This window comes from Aureibaculum luteum (assembly GCF_003449015.1).
GTDB lineage: Bacteria > Bacteroidota > Bacteroidia > Flavobacteriales > Flavobacteriaceae > Aureibaculum > Aureibaculum luteum.
This window is the reverse complement of sequence record NZ_QRGD01000001.1, coordinates 175,865-191,900: the sequence shown is the minus strand read 5'-3', so window position 1 is coordinate 191,900 and position 16,036 is coordinate 175,865. Positions and strand designations below refer to the sequence as shown.

The 16,036-nt window shown below is 31.7% G+C and carries 12 protein-coding genes; 8 read left to right on the top strand and 4 right to left on the bottom strand.

Annotated features, from left to right (window positions below):
- The first annotated feature begins 50 nt into the window (after window positions 1-50).
- The 5 genes from D3P13_RS00960 to D3P13_RS00940 all read left to right on the top strand — a co-directional run bounded on the left by D3P13_RS00960 (window position 51) and on the right by D3P13_RS00940 (window position 3,388).
- Entirely contained in the window at window positions 51-587 is a 537-nt protein-coding gene (locus D3P13_RS00960) for a DUF1599 domain-containing protein (protein WP_117879430.1), read from the top strand.
- A 9-nt stretch (window positions 588-596) separates the two neighbouring features.
- Window positions 597-1,694 (top strand): BT_3928 family protein, encoded by a 1,098-nt coding sequence (locus tag D3P13_RS00955; RefSeq protein ID WP_117879429.1) that lies wholly within the window; start codon window positions 597-599, stop codon window positions 1,692-1,694.
- 75 nt (window positions 1,695-1,769) lie between these two features.
- Complete coding sequence (gene crcB, locus D3P13_RS00950; RefSeq protein WP_117879428.1) at window positions 1,770-2,138, top strand: fluoride efflux transporter CrcB; 369 nt, start codon at window positions 1,770-1,772, stop codon at window positions 2,136-2,138.
- A gap of 100 nt (window positions 2,139-2,238) precedes the next feature.
- Entirely contained in the window at window positions 2,239-2,772 is a 534-nt protein-coding gene (locus D3P13_RS00945; RefSeq protein ID WP_117879427.1) for a hypothetical protein, read from the top strand.
- Between the two features lie 73 nt (window positions 2,773-2,845).
- Window positions 2,846-3,388, top strand: a complete 543-nt coding sequence (locus D3P13_RS00940) for a hypothetical protein (protein ID WP_117879426.1) — start codon at window positions 2,846-2,848, stop codon at window positions 3,386-3,388.
- A 12-nt stretch (window positions 3,389-3,400) separates the two neighbouring features.
- Here D3P13_RS00940 and D3P13_RS00935 read toward each other — a convergent pair whose 3' ends face one another.
- Complete coding sequence (locus D3P13_RS00935; RefSeq protein ID WP_198679934.1) at window positions 3,401-4,339, bottom strand: pyridoxal-phosphate dependent enzyme; 939 nt, start codon at window positions 4,337-4,339, stop codon at window positions 3,401-3,403.
- Window positions 4,329-4,949, bottom strand: coding sequence for a DUF1684 domain-containing protein (locus D3P13_RS00930; RefSeq protein WP_117879425.1), 621 nt, complete (start codon window positions 4,947-4,949; stop codon window positions 4,329-4,331). Before D3P13_RS00930 ends, D3P13_RS00935 begins: the two co-directional genes overlap by 11 nt.
- 209 nt (window positions 4,950-5,158) lie before the next feature.
- On the opposite strand from D3P13_RS00930, the gene D3P13_RS00925 reads away from it, so the two are divergent.
- Window positions 5,159-6,406 carry an MDR family MFS transporter gene (locus D3P13_RS00925; RefSeq protein WP_117879424.1) on the top strand — a complete coding sequence of 416 codons (1,248 nt, stop codon included), beginning with the start codon at window positions 5,159-5,161 and terminating at the stop codon, window positions 6,404-6,406.
- Window positions 6,407-6,592: 186 nt separating this feature from the next.
- Here D3P13_RS00925 and D3P13_RS00920 read toward each other — a convergent pair whose 3' ends face one another.
- Both D3P13_RS00920 and D3P13_RS00915 read right to left on the bottom strand, forming a co-directional pair.
- A complete protein-coding gene (locus tag D3P13_RS00920; RefSeq protein WP_117879423.1) occupies window positions 6,593-10,072 on the bottom strand; it encodes a methylmalonyl-CoA mutase family protein in 3,480 nt (1,159 codons plus the stop codon).
- A gap of 123 nt (window positions 10,073-10,195) precedes the next feature.
- The gene (locus D3P13_RS00915) at window positions 10,196-10,519 is read right to left on the bottom strand and encodes a hypothetical protein (RefSeq protein WP_117879422.1); all 324 of its coding nucleotides are present in this window, start codon (window positions 10,517-10,519) and stop codon (window positions 10,196-10,198) included.
- A 249-nt stretch (window positions 10,520-10,768) separates the two neighbouring features.
- On the opposite strand from D3P13_RS00915, the gene D3P13_RS00910 reads away from it, so the two are divergent.
- Entirely contained in the window at window positions 10,769-12,283 is a 1,515-nt protein-coding gene (locus D3P13_RS00910; RefSeq protein WP_117879421.1) for a helix-turn-helix domain-containing protein, read from the top strand.
- A gap of 597 nt (window positions 12,284-12,880) precedes the next feature.
- Window positions 12,881-16,027: a SusC/RagA family TonB-linked outer membrane protein gene (locus D3P13_RS00905; RefSeq protein WP_117879420.1), complete on the top strand. Its 3,147-nt coding sequence runs from the start codon at window positions 12,881-12,883 to the stop codon at window positions 16,025-16,027.
- Window positions 16,028-16,036 lie beyond the last annotated feature (9 nt).

Below are 16,036 nucleotides of genomic sequence, written 5' to 3'. Positions count from 1 at the left end.
TTTAAATAGAATTTGATAAATTCGCTACTTATAAAGAATTAAACTATAACATGCACCAAACTTCAGAACAATACAATGCTGTAATTGCAATATGTCGAGAGCTATTTATAAATAAAATGAAGGATTATGGAAGATCATGGCGAATTTTACGCTTACCATCTTTGACGGATCAAATATTTATTAAGGCTCAGCGAATTCGAAATTTACAAGAAAATGAAGTTAAAAAGGTTGATGAAGGCGAGAAACCAGAATTTATAGGCATTATTAATTATTGTATTATGGCGTTGATACAATTGGAAAAAGGTGTGGCAGATCAACCAGATTTGTCTGATAAAGAAACGGAAGAGTTGTATGATAAGCATGTTGCAATCACTAAGAACTTAATGGAAAATAAAAATCACGATTATGGTGAAGCTTGGCGAGATATGCGTGTAAGTTCTTTAACAGATCTGATTTTACAAAAATTATTACGGGTTAAATCAATAGAAAATAACAAAGGTGAATTGTTGGTTTCTGAAGGTTTAGATGCGAATTATCAAGACATGATTAATTACGCAGTTTTTGCATTGATTTTAATGAATGAATAGCCATATAAAATGAAATATTTAACACACATTGCCAGATTATTAGTAGCAGCTACATTTATCTTTTCAGGATTTGTAAAGTTGATAGATCCTTTGGGTTCAGCCTATAAGTTTCAAGATTATTTTGCTGCAGATGTGTTGAATTTAGAGTTTTTAAGCCCTTTTGCATTGCCTTTTTCTATACTGTTAATTCTGGCAGAAATAATGCTGGGTGTTACCTTGTTAATTGGCTTTAAACCCAAAACGACAGTTTGGAGTTTACTGGTGCTCACTTTAGTGTTTTTATTTTTAACATGGTATTCAGCCTATTACGATAAAGTAACTGATTGTGGTTGTTTTGGTGACGCTGTGAAATTAACACCTTGGGAAACTTTTTATAAAAATGTAATTCTTATTGGACTCATTTTTTTACTGTTGTTTACTATTAAAAATATAAAACCAATTTTTGGAAAAAATGTGGTCAAATGGATTTCTTTTGCTGCATTTATGGTGTTTTTATACATTGTTTATTATGTGCTGACGCATTTGCCATTAATTGATTTTAGACCTTATGCAATTGGTAAAAATATACCCGAAGGTATGGTTATACCTGAAGGTGCAAAACCTGATGTTTATGAAGATACTTGGATTTATAAAGTTAACGGAGAAGATAAAGAATACACTACAGCTGAAAAACCTTGGGAAATTGAAGGAGCCACTTTCGTGGATAGAAAAACGGTTTTAATAGAAAAAGGGTATGAAGTTCCAATTCATGATTTTTCCATGGAACGAGATGGTGTCGATTTTACTGAGTTTTTAATGCAAAAAGAAAAATTAGTATTAATTATAATGCACAACCTAAGTAAAACAGAAACCTCTTTATTACCAAAAATAAAAGAATTTTCAACCAAAGCCTTACAAGAGGGTTATGATGTTTATGCCATGTCTTCAAATAAAGAGGCAGATTTTATAAAACTTAAAGAGGAATATAATCTAGATTTTGATGCTCTGTTTTGTGATGATATAACGCTGAAAACAATGATACGTGCCAACCCAGGAATAATTACCTTAGATAAAGGGACAATAACTGGAAAATGGAATGCTAATGATGCCGATAAGGTTGAGCTATAAAAGGATTTTACTTTTTGAAACGCGAATTGGTTTTACTAAAAGATCAGAATTTTATTTAAAATAGATTATTAAAAAATGAAGCAACTAATATTAGTTTTTATTGGGGGAGGTTTTGGAAGTGTTGCTCGTTTCTTAGTGGCTAAATACTTTAACAGTGCTTCTAGTGGAATACCTTATGGTACATTTTTGGCCAATGTGTTAGGTAGTCTGCTTATTGGTTTAATTCTCGGATTAGCTGCTAAAAATGATACACTAACACAAAACCAAACTTTGCTGTTAGCTACTGGTTTTTGCGGTGGTTTCACTACTTTTTCTACATTTGCATACGAAAATCATGTGTTTTTGAAGGCTGGTGATTTTGCTAGCTTTTTTGTTTATGCTATTGGTAGTGTTGCTCTTGGTTTTGGAGCTGTTTTTTTAGGAATGTATTTGGTAAAATCCTAATAATTAACTTTTACTACTTGCCAATTTTATATAAACCATAAAAATTGAAATATTCTGCAATCAATTACGTTTGACTTTCTACATTCATAATTTTATAGATATGCAAAAGTATTTTCTGGTTCTAATTTTAATGATGGCAACCATTATATCATGTGATGAAATTGATAACCTCACTAAGTTCACAATGGACTATGACTCATCAATGACAATTCCTTCTTCAACAGGTATAAATTTGCCTTTTGTTTTAAATACGCCACAAATGGAAACAAATTCAGAGTCTGAGTTTGAGTCTAACAATACACATAAAGATTTAATTGAAGACATCCGTTTAAGAGTATTAGATTTAACATTAGTTTCTCCTGACAATGAGGATTTTAGTTTTTTAGAATCAATTAAGATTTATATTGTCGCAGAGGGTCTTCAGGAATTAGAAATTGCTTTTAACGAAGATGTTTCTGCAACTACGGGTAAAACACTTGAACTAGAAACTGTTGATGTAGACATTCAAGAGTATATTAAAAAAGATAAGTTTTCATTAAAAGTTCAAGCGGTTACCGATGAAGTTTTAACTTCAGATCATCAAATTGATATTCATTCAGAATTTTTTGTTGATGCTAAAATTTTAGGAATATAATACTATTTATTATTTTTAGGAATATTCTTGGAGTGGTATAGTATTTGATGTTTTTGTTGAAACAGTTCATCCTATGAAATACGTGTATCTTGCTCTTGTGTTTTTATTAGTTACTTCTTGTATTCCTTTACGCATTGCTCCAACTATAAAAGATTATAAATTAACTACAGGTAAAAAATTTAAACGACAATTACCAAAGGATAATGCATTTGTTTTTGAAGATCCCAAAGAGGCCAATGAGTTTTATAATTTTATTAATACTAAGTATTCATTAAATCATCAAACGGTTGAATATAACGTGCCAATAAATGTTGAAGGAGAAGAATTTTTTCTTTCTTTTTATGAAACTGAAATTTCTGATAAATCAATTAATCTTATACCGTTTTTTGCAAATGCGGCCTTGGAAAATAAAGGTGTAAGTCCCGTTTTTAATGATCCTCAAGTGAATCGAAAAGGAAACTGGTATTTAGCACTTTTTGTCTATGATGCTGATATGAAAGATTGTTTGAACTCTAATTATCCTTATAGGATAGCTATATTAAATCATTTAAAAGCTATTAAAAAAGAATATTTGAACACCAATAATTACTTGGAGGCTATGATGAAAATGAATTAGCTCTTATAATTATTAAAAAGGTAATTTCTTTAAATCAACATTGCCACCAGAAAGGATAACTCCTACTTTTTTATTTACAAATTCAGCTTTGGAATTGAGAACTGCAGCTAAAGCCACAGCACTAGAAGGTTCCACAATAATCTTCATGCGTTCCCAAATAAGCCGCATGGCAGATACAATTTCTTCCTCTGAAACACGAATTATTTTTTCAACATGGTTGTTAATTAAGTTGAATGTGATATCACCTAATGAGGTTTTTAGTCCATCAGCAATAGTATCAGTAGTTGTATTATGTTCTATTTTGCCGCTCTCTAGTGAACGGTAAGCATCGTCAACGGTAAAAGGTTCTGCACCAATAACTTTACAATTGTTACCAAAAGCAATAGCACTTAGAGCCGTTCCAGAAACTAATCCGCCTCCACCTACGGGGGCAATTATAAGATCTAGGTCAGTATATTTTTCAAGTAATTCTTTTCCTGCGGAAGCATTGCCCAGTATGACATTGAAATCATTAAAGGGATGGACAAAGGTGGCTCCTTTTTCTTGTTGAATTTTACTTGCTGTGGTTTCTCTAGCTTCCAGTGTAGGTTCACATTCGGTAATTTCACCACCATAACCTCTAACCGCACTTTTTTTAACTTCTGGAGCATTGCTTGGCATAACGATATACGCTTTTACACCTAAGTTTTTTGCAGCTAATGCTAACGCTTGTGCAAAGTTACCTGAAGAGTGTGTAACCACCCCTTTTTGTTTCTGTTCTGGTGTTAATTGCAATATTGCATTGGTTGCACCTCGCATTTTAAAAGCACCCATTTTTTGAAAATTTTCACATTTAAAATACAATTTGGCTCCTGCCATTTTATCAATGGTCTTTGAGGTAATTACAGGTGTTTTATGTATATATGGAAAGATTCGGTTATAACTTTCTAAAATATCTTGTTTAATGTCCATTTTTATAATTTTTTACACCAGCTTTTATAGCAACTTCTAAATCATTTTCTTTGGGAGGAATGGGGCATGAGTACTTTCCGTTATATGCACAATAAGGATTGTATGCTTTATTAAAATCAATAACAATAGTATTTCCTTCTGGAGTTTCTAAGTCTAAAAAGCGTCCACCACCATAGGTTTCTTTTCCGTTTGTTTTATCCCGAAAGGGAATGAATAAATGATTCTTATATTTTGGTTGTAGAATTAAATCTTGATTTTGATAAATTTGTAACGTGAAAATTTTGCCATTTAAATTAAATTTTGCCGCTCCATAAGTTTTATAAATAGGTAACCTATCAGTAGTGGTAGGCATTGAAAACGTCTTTGGGTTTTTATCCAATTCAAAAGTGGCTGTAACCTTATAGGTTGAATCAATTGGAAAAAAGTCTAAGCTCTCAAATTTCACTCTACCTTCTTGCGTTAATGGAGATTCCATTGGATCGGAAAATTCCATGTTTAATTCGTTTTGATACCCTTTTATAGAAGCAATATAATCATCGAATATCGCCTTTTTTTGTGAGCAGGCTATAGATGTAATTACTAAAAGAAGTAATCCAATAAATCTTTGCATAAAAACTAGAATTTGAGGTAAATATAATGATTAAAAAAATATTTTGTAGTTTTGAACTATTAAAACAAAGAATAATGTATACCACTTTAAAATATGTCAAGTTTATTTGTTCAAGAACGAACAAGCTTGGGTATGTTATAAATTGATCGGTATAAAAAATCATATTATAAAAACCCGGCAAATTGCCGGGTTTTTTGTTTTTAGAAAAAATGAAGCTACTAACTTATTTAAATAATAAAATTTTCCAACCATATCTAGACACCTTTAATGGTTTGTCTAGAGAGGTTTGGTGGCTTGCTTTAATAACTTTTGTTAATAGAGCAGGTACCATGGTTATTCCATTTTTGTCATTGTATTTAACTAAACACATGGGCTTTTCGGTAAGTAAAGTAGGCTGGGTTATGACAGCTTTTGGTTTAGGCTCGGTCGTTGGTTCATGGATAGGAGGTAAGCTTACCGATAAAATTGGGTATTATAAAGTAATGGTGTTTAGTTTAATAGGAACGGGATTCCTATTTGTTGGTTTACAATATTTAACTACATTTTATACCATCTGTATGGGTATATTTTTAGTAATGTTGGTAGCAGATACCTTTAGGCCAGCCATGTTTGTGGCTTTAAATGCTTACAGTAAAACAGAAAACAAAGCACGTTCTGTTACTTTAGTACGATTAGCTATTAATTTAGGGTTTTCTGGAGGGCCAGTTATTGGTGGTTTAATAATTACAGCAATTGGCTATGAATCACTTTTTTGGATTGATGGTATTACTTGTTTATTAGCGGCAATACTTTTAGTGATGGTATTACGGCCAAAAAAAGCGAGAGTTTTGGATAATATTATTGTAGAAAATCCTAAATCTGTGTATAACGATAAAATATTCTTTATCTTTTTTGCTGCCATGGTATTGTTCGGTTTTGTATTCTTACAATATTTTTCTACTATGCCTTTATATTATAAAGATGTATATCAATTATCAGAATTCCATATCGGTCTATTGATGGGGTTTAATGGTTTTTTAATTTTTGTGTTGGAAATGCCTTTAATTAAAAAACTAGAAGATAAGCAACTGAACATGGTAGGTTTGATGATTTTTGGAGCCGCCCTGATGGGGGCAAGTCTCTTTATTTTAAATTTAAGTCATTGGATTGGAATAATAATAATAGGAATGGTTTTAATGACTGTAGGAGAAATGATACTCTTCCCTTTTTCAAATGCATTTGTAATGCAACGAGCTAAAGGTGGGCGACAAGGAGAATATATGGGGTTATATACCATATCATTTTCAATTGCTCATGTTTTTGGTCATAATATGGGGATGCATTTTGTAGATTATTTAGGTTTTGACAGTACTTGGTATATCATGACAGGCTTAACAATTTTGTGTTTATTACTTTTATATTGGTTAAAAGTTGCTGTTGAAAAAGAGCGATTGGAAAAAATAGAAAGTTATAAATAAGTTTATTATATAATTTCATATAAAATATGTCAGTAGCAACTTCATAAAGATTACTAGTATTTTATTTGACGATGTACCTGATGGTTGTGATTTTATTACCTAAGGTAAAGACCCTAATCTTTGGAATAGACATTTAAGATAAAACCTCTAAACTTTTACTTTAAAGTAAAAGTTTAGAGGTTTCGCTTACATATTTCTACGATATTCGCCTCCAACTTCAAAAAGCGTATGGGTTATCTGGCCTAAAGAACAAACTTTAGTGGCTTCCATCAATTGCTCAAAAACATTACCGTTTTTAATGGCCTTTTCTTGTAATAACTTGAGTTGTTCCGCAGACTTTTCGCTATTACCTTTGACTAAATTATCAACCACTTCTATTTGATATTTCTTTTCTTCTTCAGTAGCTCTAATTACTTCTTGAGGTAATATAGTTGGAGAGCCTTTACTGCTCAAAAAGGTGTTTACTCCTATAATAGGAAAGTCTCCATTGTGTTTTAAAGTTTCGTAATACAAACTCTCTTCTTGAATTTTTGAGCGTTGATACATTGTTTCCATAGCTCCCAAAACACCACCTCTGTCGGTAATTCTATCAAATTCTGCATAGACCGCTTCTTCAACCAAATCGGTTAGTTCTTCTATAATAAATGCACCTTGAATTGGATTTTCGTTTTTAGTTAAACCTAATTCCTTATTGATAATTAACTGAATGGCCATGGCTCTACGTACCGACTCTTCTGTTGGTGTAGTAATGGCTTCATCATAGGCATTCGTATGTAAGCTGTTGCAATTGTCATAAATAGCATACAAAGCTTGCAAGGTTGTTCTAATATCGTTAAAATCAATTTCTTGGGCGTGTAATGATCGCCCAGAAGTTTGAATATGATATTTAAGCATTTGTGCTCTCGGATTGGCTCCATATTTTAACTTCATAGCTTTTGCCCAAATTTTACGGGCTACACGACCAATTACAGCATACTCAGGGTCAATTCCGTTAGAGAAAAAGAACGATAAATTGGGGCCAAATTTATTAATGTCCATGCCTCTTGATAAGTAATATTCTACATACGTAAAGCCATTTGATAATGTAAAAGCCAATTGAGAAATCGGATTTGCTCCTGCCTCTGCAATATGATAACCAGATATAGAAACAGAATAAAAATTCCGAACTTTATTTTCTATAAAATACTCTTGTACATCACCCATGAGACGCAATGCAAATTCTGTTGAGAAAATACATGTATTTTGGGCTTGATCTTCTTTTAAAATATCGGCTTGAACTGTACCACGAACTTTAGCGATAGTCTCCAATTTAATTTTTTGATAAATGGCATTGGGTAAAACATCATCACCAGAAACCCCAAGAAGCATTAATCCCAATCCGTTATTTCCTTTGGGAAGATCACCTTGATATTTTGGTCTTTTAACGCCTTTCTTATTGTAAATTGATTCAATTTTTTTCTCAATCTCCTCTTCTAAGCCTTCTGTTTTTATATATTTTTCACATTCTTGATCAATCGCAGCGTTCATGAAAAATCCAAGTAACATTGGTGCTGGACCATTTATAGTCATAGAAACCGAAGTCATAGGGTTTGTCAATTCAAAACCTGAATACAATTTTTTAGCATCATCTAAACAGCAAATAGAAACACCAGCATTACCAATTTTACCATAAATATCAGGACGTAAGTTAGGATCATTACCATACAAAGTAACAGAGTCAAAAGCAGTTGATAAACGTTTTGCATCCATGTCTAAACTAACATAATGAAAACGTCTATTGGTCCGTTCTGGTCCACCTTCGCCTGCAAACATTCTTGTAGGGTCTTCACCAGTGCGTTTAAAAGGATATATTCCTGAAGTATACGGAAAATCTCCAGGTACATTTTCTTGCAGGCTCCACAATAAAACATCCCCCCAAGCTTCATATTTTGGTAAAGAAATTTTAGGTATTTGTAAATGTGATAAAGACTCAGAATGTGTTTCAATTTTTATCTCTTTATCACGAACCTTAAACGAATAAATAGGGTTTTTATAAGCTTGTTTTTTATCCTCCCAGGCTAAAATTGTTTCCCAATTTTGAGGACTCAGTTCTTTTTTAGTACGTGAAAACTCTTTTAAAAGGAGTTTTAGAAATTCTGTTGGCGAATCTAATTTGTTATCATTGTTATTCATAGCAAAGCGAAGAATCTCTTCATCGTTAGCTCCGCTCTCATTAAAGAATTTCTTTACCCAATTAGCAGAATCAATATTTAGTACAGAGCATATTGTCACATAAACTCCATACAATTTTTGAGCTATTCCTTTTTGATCAATACTTGTCTGATTATAATTACGATTGGTATCGGTTATTTCAGAAAGATATCGCGTTCTGTTTGGAGGAATTATAAATTGCTTTTCAGACATTTCATCAGTTATCTGAAACGAGCTATTAAAATCAATTGGAGTTTTATTGTTAAGTTTGTTAATTATTACACTGTATAAAGAGTTTGTGCCAGGATCGTTAAATTGTGAAGCAATGGTTCCGAAAACAGGCATGTCGTCTGGATTATCATCCCAAAGATTATGGTTACGTTGGTATTGCTTTTTTACATCACGTAAAGCGTCTAAAGCACCACGTTTATCAAACTTATTAAGAGCAATAACGTCAGCATAATCAATCATATCTATCTTTTCAAGCTGTGTAGCTGCACCATATTCTGGTGTCATTACATATAAAGAGAAATCTGAATGTTCAATTATTTCAGTTCCCGATTGTCCAATACCAGAAGTTTCTAAAATGATAAGGTCAAATTCGGCAGCCTTTAAAACATCAATGGCATCTACAACATTTTTTGAAAGAGATAAGTTCGATTGCCTTGTTGCTAAGGAACGCATATAAACACGGTCATTTTTTATAGAATTCATGCGTATTCTATCTCCCAATAACGCTCCGCCTGTTTTTCTTTTAGATGGATCTACAGAAATTATCGCTAAGGTTTTATCCTCAAAATCTGCTAAAAAACGTCGTACTAGTTCATCTACCAATGATGATTTTCCAGCACCACCAGTTCCGGTAATTCCTAATACAGGAGTCTTTGCTTGTTCAGGTATATTTGAAGAAAAATCTTCATAAGTCTTTTTATAAGTCTCGTAGTCATTTTCTGCCAATGTAATTAACCTAGCAATAGTATTTACATCTTTCTTTTTAACTAATTTTAGTACGTTGTTTTCATCAGGTAGTGTTAGGACTGCGTTGTCACATTGTTTTACCATATCATTAATCATTCCTTGGAGTCCCATTTTTCGACCATCGTCTGGCGTATAAATTCTGGTAATTCCATAATCCATTAAATCCTTAATTTCTTCAGGTAAAATTACGCCACCGCCACCGCCAAATATTTTTATTTGTGATGCGTTTTTCTCTTGCAACAGATCATACATGTATTTGAAATACTCATTGTGTCCTCCTTGATAGGAAGTCATCGCAATAGCATTTGCATCTTCTTGAATAGCCGTGTTCACTACTTCTTCTACACTTCTATCATGGCCCAAGTGAATTACTTCAACACCCGTGGCTTGGATAATTCTACGCATAATATTAATGGAGGCATCGTGCCCATCAAAAAGCGAAGCTGCAGTTACAATTCTAATTTTATATTTAGGGATATATGACTTTATAGTTTTCATTTTCAATCTTTAATTTTGCAAACGCAATTTACAATTTATTTGATTGAAAAATGAGGAGTAATATTGTAGGAAGAAATAGAAAATTTAAAACAATGCTAGTTGTCGAGTAAAAAGTAATTATCCTTATAGATAATTTATAAAAGACCAAGTTTTACGTTCATTCAGGTAATTTGGGTTACCTTCATTTTCATATGATTCTTTTTCAAAACTTATATTTTTATAAGCATCATTCCAATTTCTTAATTGAACGAAGCGAAAAAGAAATTCTAAAATATACCAGAGAAAGAAGAATACCCAAAGCAATTCAAGTTGCTGCTTTAAATGAATGCGTTCATGATTTATCAATACCCAATTATCTGACAATGATTTATTCTTTAAAAAAATAAAGGGATAGATGGCTAAGCCCGTATAATTTTTAGGAATTAAATATTTTGAAAATAGAATCATGTCAATGTGTTAATAGCAATAATTTCTTTTTGGGAGCTTCTTTTCTCTTATAACGTTAAAATTAGTAAATAATTATTATTCAGTGTTTTAAGAAGGCTAAAGTTGTGAACAAATAATTAACAAGAAATTCAGTTTTTTGGCGAACTTTAACATTTCAAGACTATTTTAACACTTTTTTAACTAAATTGTGTATATTTGGCGATAGCCATAGGGCTGTGAATTAAAACTTTATAAAATTAATTAGTGATTATGAATCGATTTAGTATTTTTAAAATACTTTTCTTTTTTTTTGGCATCGCCGTTTTTTCTCAGAATGATGTAATTGGAAACACCTCAGTTGCAATTGATTCTAGTGAAGTTAATGTTGTAAATATTAATTATAACCCGGGTCTGCTGAATCATAAGAATGCACAAGTCATAGTTGATTCTTACAATACACTTATTTCTCAAGGCAATGACGTGAACATGTCAAATGAAGAAATTAAGGAATTGGCTTATAGTCATGCTATTTTAAAAGATATTCCCAATTCAACTAAATTTATAGAGATATATATAAGGAAATCAAATGATGTCGATGTTCTTAATCAACATATTTTTGATTCATTTAGAGATGATAAAGCTTTTATAACTGTTAGTGATAAATTTGCCCCGATGTATGAGTATTGGGTTATGATTTATCTATATACTGGACTGATTGGTCTTTTTATAGCTTTCGTAATTAATTTTAAGAAATCAGAGGACAGAATTGCTAACTTGTTGATCAGTCTATTTATCTTATTTAGTTCTCTTTTTATTATTCATGTTTGTATTTACATAACAAATATTCAAGTAAAATTTCCACATTCCTTATTTTCCACATTTACGTTAAATTTTTTGTATGGACCTTTATTGTACTTTTATATTAGAAGGATAAGTGACAAGTATAAATTCAAAACTTTGGATCTCTTGCATTTAGTACCATTTGTTTTTATGCTTATATATTTTATGAAATATTATGTACTTCCTGTAAATGATAAATTAAATATTATAATTAATCATAAAGAATGGGAAGATCCCTTTTTTTATTACTCACTTATCTTGAAGGCGGTTTCGTTAACCATATATGGAATTTTGACATTAAATGAATATTTGAAATTTAAGAAGAATAATGAACATAATAATATCACATTGTGGATTAGAAATGTTGTAGTGCTAAATGGGGCATTTGTAATTTCTCAATTGATTTTTCTGATTGTAATTTCTGGACTATTAACATCAAGTTATTATGTGCATCCGCAGTTGATTACCTTGTCAATTGTCATTATGTTTGTTGGGTATTCTGCTTATGTGCAACCTAGTATATTTACAAACCAGCACCGTCTTACAAAAATATTTAATTTTAAATACGAAAAATCCAGACTGAATGAAGAGCTTTCAAATGAACTTAAGAATGAATTGTTGAATTTGTTCTATAAAGAAAAAGTATACAAAGTTAGTGATATTAGTCTCAAAAAACTTTCAGAAAGATTGGGAACAGATAGGCATAGTACCTCACAAGTTATTAATGAGCATTTTAAAATGAACTTTTTTACTTTAATAAATATGTTTAGAATAAAAGAGGCTCAAGATATTTTTAATAATGATGAAAGCGGTGATTTAAGTATCATTGATGTCGCTTATGACGTCGGCTATAATAATAAAGTTACTTTTAATAAAGCTTTTAAAAAAGAAACAAATCTTACTCCTTCACAATACAGGTCAACTCTACTTAGAAGAGTGGTGTAAGCCGAATAAATCTGTGCTAAATACACCCTGTATTTATCCGTCTGAATTTTAGATTCTGATGTAGTTTAACCATACTTTTTTTTAATTAATAATCCAATAATACTAGTAAAGTGATGGTATTATACTTCTTAAATGTTCTATTTTAATTGGAACACAAACCTTTTTGTGATGAGGTTATGTGTTTTGAAGTCAAAATTGATTTAAACTTACTTTCCTAAGCTATTTTTCAATTCTATTTCTACTCATAGTAACTGTTTGATTACTTGTAAACATTGGGTAAGTGTATTATTATCGTATGTGATTCAACGATTTTATAACACTCCTTTTGAAATTTTTATTTAAGATGTTTTATTGGTAAATAGGCGGTAATTATTTGTCGGAAACGTAAAGTATTATAAACTCTTCCCATGAAACTTGCAATTTATATTTCATTTGTTTCCGAATGTCATTCACTTGTCGTTGAAGTTACTTTCTTCTTTAAAAAATAAAGCTCCATTAACCTTTGTTTTCATACTAAGAAGTTTATTTGAATTAATTGTTCCTTCTATACTATTTGTTTGGCATTCTTTTAATTTTTATTAACTCAAATATATTTTTATGAAATTTAAATTTTACAATTTATTGTTGGTTTTTTCTGTTTTATGTGGTTCTCTACTGCATGCACAAGAGAGAACAATTAATGGTACTGTTTCAGATGAATCAGGCCCGTTGCCAGGTGTTAGTGTAGTCATTAAAGGTACAACCTCGGGTACAGAAACTGATTTTGACGGTATTTATACTATCAAAGCAAAAGCAGGAGATGTACTTAAGTTTAGTTTTATTGGTATGACTACAAAAGAAGTTACTGTTGGAGCATCAAGTACTATGAATGTAGTTCTAGAAGCTGACAATGTACTAGACGAAGTAGTTGTTACCGGTTTAGGTCTTAGGAGAGAAAAGAAATCCTTAGGGTATTCTCAACAATCTGTAGATGCTGAACAACTTCAAAAAGGTAAAGATATTGACGTAAACAACGCCTTAGCTGGTAAAGTGGCTGGTGTACAAATTGTAGGTCAAGCAAGTACTGGTTTTAGAGATTCTGAAATTAAATTAAGAGGTGAAACGGATGTATTATATGTTGTGGATGGAATTCAAGTATATGAAACGGGAGACATTAATACTAATGATATAGCAGACATGTCTGTTTTAAAAGGTGCTTCTGCAACAGCAATATATGGTCCTGAAGGTCGAAACGGGGTAATTATCATTACTACTAAAAAAGGTACAAATGGTAAAGCAACATTTACTGTTGATCATTCTACTATTGTTGGTAATGTTTCAATAGTACCAGATTATCAGAATGAATACGGTGGTGGTTATAGCCAAACGTTTAATACGTTTACTTATGATCCAGCTACTGACCCAGCAGATTGGGCAAGTTTTGACGGTCAAAATATACCGGAATATAACGCTGATGAGTCATGGGGTCCTAAATTAGATGGTACTTTAGTGCGTCATTGGGATTCATGGGTACAAGGTACTCCTGAATTTGGAGAGTTAAGAGGATGGTCACCAACACCAAATGATGTTGATTCATTTTATAGAACTAGTATCACAAACAATACATCATTAAGTTTTTCTAAAGGTGGAGATGGTTATAATATTAGATCAGCAATATCTCTTATAGATAAAGGTGGTATTATTAGAAACTCTGATCAAAAGACAATTAATATGTCTTTAAATGCTAGTTATGACATTTCTGATAAATTTACGGTTAATGTAAATGTTAATTATCAAGATAGAAAAACTACAAATGATCCTGATCAAGGTTACGCCAACTTAGCTTCAAATATGAACCAATGGTGGCAAAGACAACTTGATTTTGATAGATTAAGAGATTATGAACGTAATGGGCAAATAGTATCTTGGAACATAAGAAGTGCACGAGATGCAAGACCATTATATTGGGATATGCCAGATTTTCAATCTTTTGAAAACCTTAGACATGAATATAAAAATTCTGCATATGGTAAAATTGGGGGTACTTACAAATTTAATGACCAATTTAATATTATAGCTGAAGTTAGATCAACGTTTCATAATTATGCTAATGATGATCGTGGTACTACTAAAAGTTTATTGGAGGCTGCGAGTTATTCAGAATATCAAAGACGATATAATAAAGAGCATTATTTTAGTATGTTAAATTATAATAATAGCTTTTTAGATGGTACTTTAGATGTAGCTGCTAGTTTAGGAGGGGAAATTATTAATCAGGACTTTAAAGGTTTAGCTGCTAGTACTAATGGTGATTTAACGATTCCTGAGTTTTACAGCTTAGCTGGGTCTAAGGATCCTGTTTCTGCAGGTACATCGATAGAGCAACTTGAAAGTAGAGGTACCTTTTTAAAAGCATCTTTTGGTTTTAAAAACTTGTTGTACCTTGATGGATCTTACAGATTCGACTGGTCTTCTACTGCTGATCCAGACAATAATAGGGTAGAAACATATGGAGTGTCAACAAGTTTATTGGTAAACAAGCTTTTACCTCAAAATAATATAATGACATTCTTTAAAGTTAGAGCTGGTTATGCAAAAGCTCCTTATTTTCCAAACCCTTATCAAATTTCTAGTGTTTATAATGTTAATGGTCTATATCAAGGACAGGGTACATTATCAGTAGCTAGTCGCCAAAATAACCCTAACTTAGTTGGTGGTACAAGAGGTGAATTTGAGGTTGGTGCTGAATTTAGATTTATAAAAAGTAGAATTGGTTTAGATGTTACTTACTTTAAAAGAATTGATGAAGATTTACCTGTAGAAGTTAATTTAGATGGTTCTACTGGTTATGGAGATATTATTGTGAATTCAGGTAAGAATACTTCAACAGGTATTGAAATTGGATTAAATGGATCTATTATTAAAACGGATGATTTTACATGGGATCTAGGCGTGAACTTTGCAACATTAGAGAAGTTTGTTGATGCCATTTACCCAGGTGTCGATTCTTATGATATTAGTACCTACACTTCTAGTATGAAATTACAAGCTAGAGTTGGTGAAGAATATGGTTTATTCTTAGGTAGAGGTTTTGCTAACCACACTGATGGTAGTATTATCTATACAGGTACTGATCAGTTTGCAAGAGAATCTAATAAGAAATTAGGTAGTTTATTACCTGATTATACGTATGGTATAACGTCTACAATTAGATATAAAAATTTAGATTTATTTGTTGGTTTAGACGGGCAAAAAGGAGGTTTATATTATTCTAGAACAGAAAGATATATGGATCACTCAGGTTTATCTGCAAAAACTGCAGGTTTAAATGACAAGGGTAATCCTTTAAGAGATCCCGTAGCTTCTGGTGGTGGTGTACACATTGTCGGTGTATTACAAACGGGTACAGATGCAGACGGTGTACCGATCTCTGACGGTACTATAGTTGATAAATATGTTGATGCTCAAGATCATTTTAACTTAGGTAACTTAGGTAACATTTACGAAAATAATGTACATGATGCTACTTACCTAAAATTAAGAACGGCGAGGTTAAATTATAACTTTAACAGTGATTTAGTTTCGAAAATGGGATTAGAAGCACTTCAATTGTCTGTATTCGGTAACAACCTTTGGTTGATTGATTCTGATTTAAATTGGGTTGACCCTTCTGAAATTGAAAAAAGAAGCGGTGTAAACTGGGCAGAAGCTGGTCAATTACCAATTACCAGATCTTTTGGACTTAATGTAAAATTAACATTTTAAAAAAAAACT

Coding starts and splice junctions, on each gene's coding strand:
- crcB (WP_117879428.1), top strand. CDS start 1,770: ATGAAGCAACTAATATTAGTTTTTATTGGGGGAGGTTTTGGAAGTGTT.
- D3P13_RS00935 (WP_198679934.1), bottom strand. CDS start 4,339: ATGGACATTAAACAAGATATTTTAGAAAGTTATAACCGAATCTTTCCA.
- D3P13_RS00915 (WP_117879422.1), bottom strand. CDS start 10,519: ATGATTCTATTTTCAAAATATTTAATTCCTAAAAATTATACGGGCTTA.
- D3P13_RS00945 (WP_117879427.1), top strand. CDS start 2,239: ATGCAAAAGTATTTTCTGGTTCTAATTTTAATGATGGCAACCATTATA.
- D3P13_RS00905 (WP_117879420.1), top strand. CDS start 12,881: ATGAAATTTAAATTTTACAATTTATTGTTGGTTTTTTCTGTTTTATGT.
- D3P13_RS00920 (WP_117879423.1), bottom strand. CDS start 10,072: ATGAAAACTATAAAGTCATATATCCCTAAATATAAAATTAGAATTGTA.
- D3P13_RS00955 (WP_117879429.1), top strand. CDS start 597: ATGAAATATTTAACACACATTGCCAGATTATTAGTAGCAGCTACATTT.
- D3P13_RS00925 (WP_117879424.1), top strand. CDS start 5,159: ATGAAGCTACTAACTTATTTAAATAATAAAATTTTCCAACCATATCTA.
- D3P13_RS00960 (WP_117879430.1), top strand. CDS start 51: ATGCACCAAACTTCAGAACAATACAATGCTGTAATTGCAATATGTCGA.
- D3P13_RS00940 (WP_117879426.1), top strand. CDS start 2,846: ATGAAATACGTGTATCTTGCTCTTGTGTTTTTATTAGTTACTTCTTGT.
- D3P13_RS00930 (WP_117879425.1), bottom strand. CDS start 4,949: ATGCAAAGATTTATTGGATTACTTCTTTTAGTAATTACATCTATAGCC.
- D3P13_RS00910 (WP_117879421.1), top strand. CDS start 10,769: ATGAATCGATTTAGTATTTTTAAAATACTTTTCTTTTTTTTTGGCATC.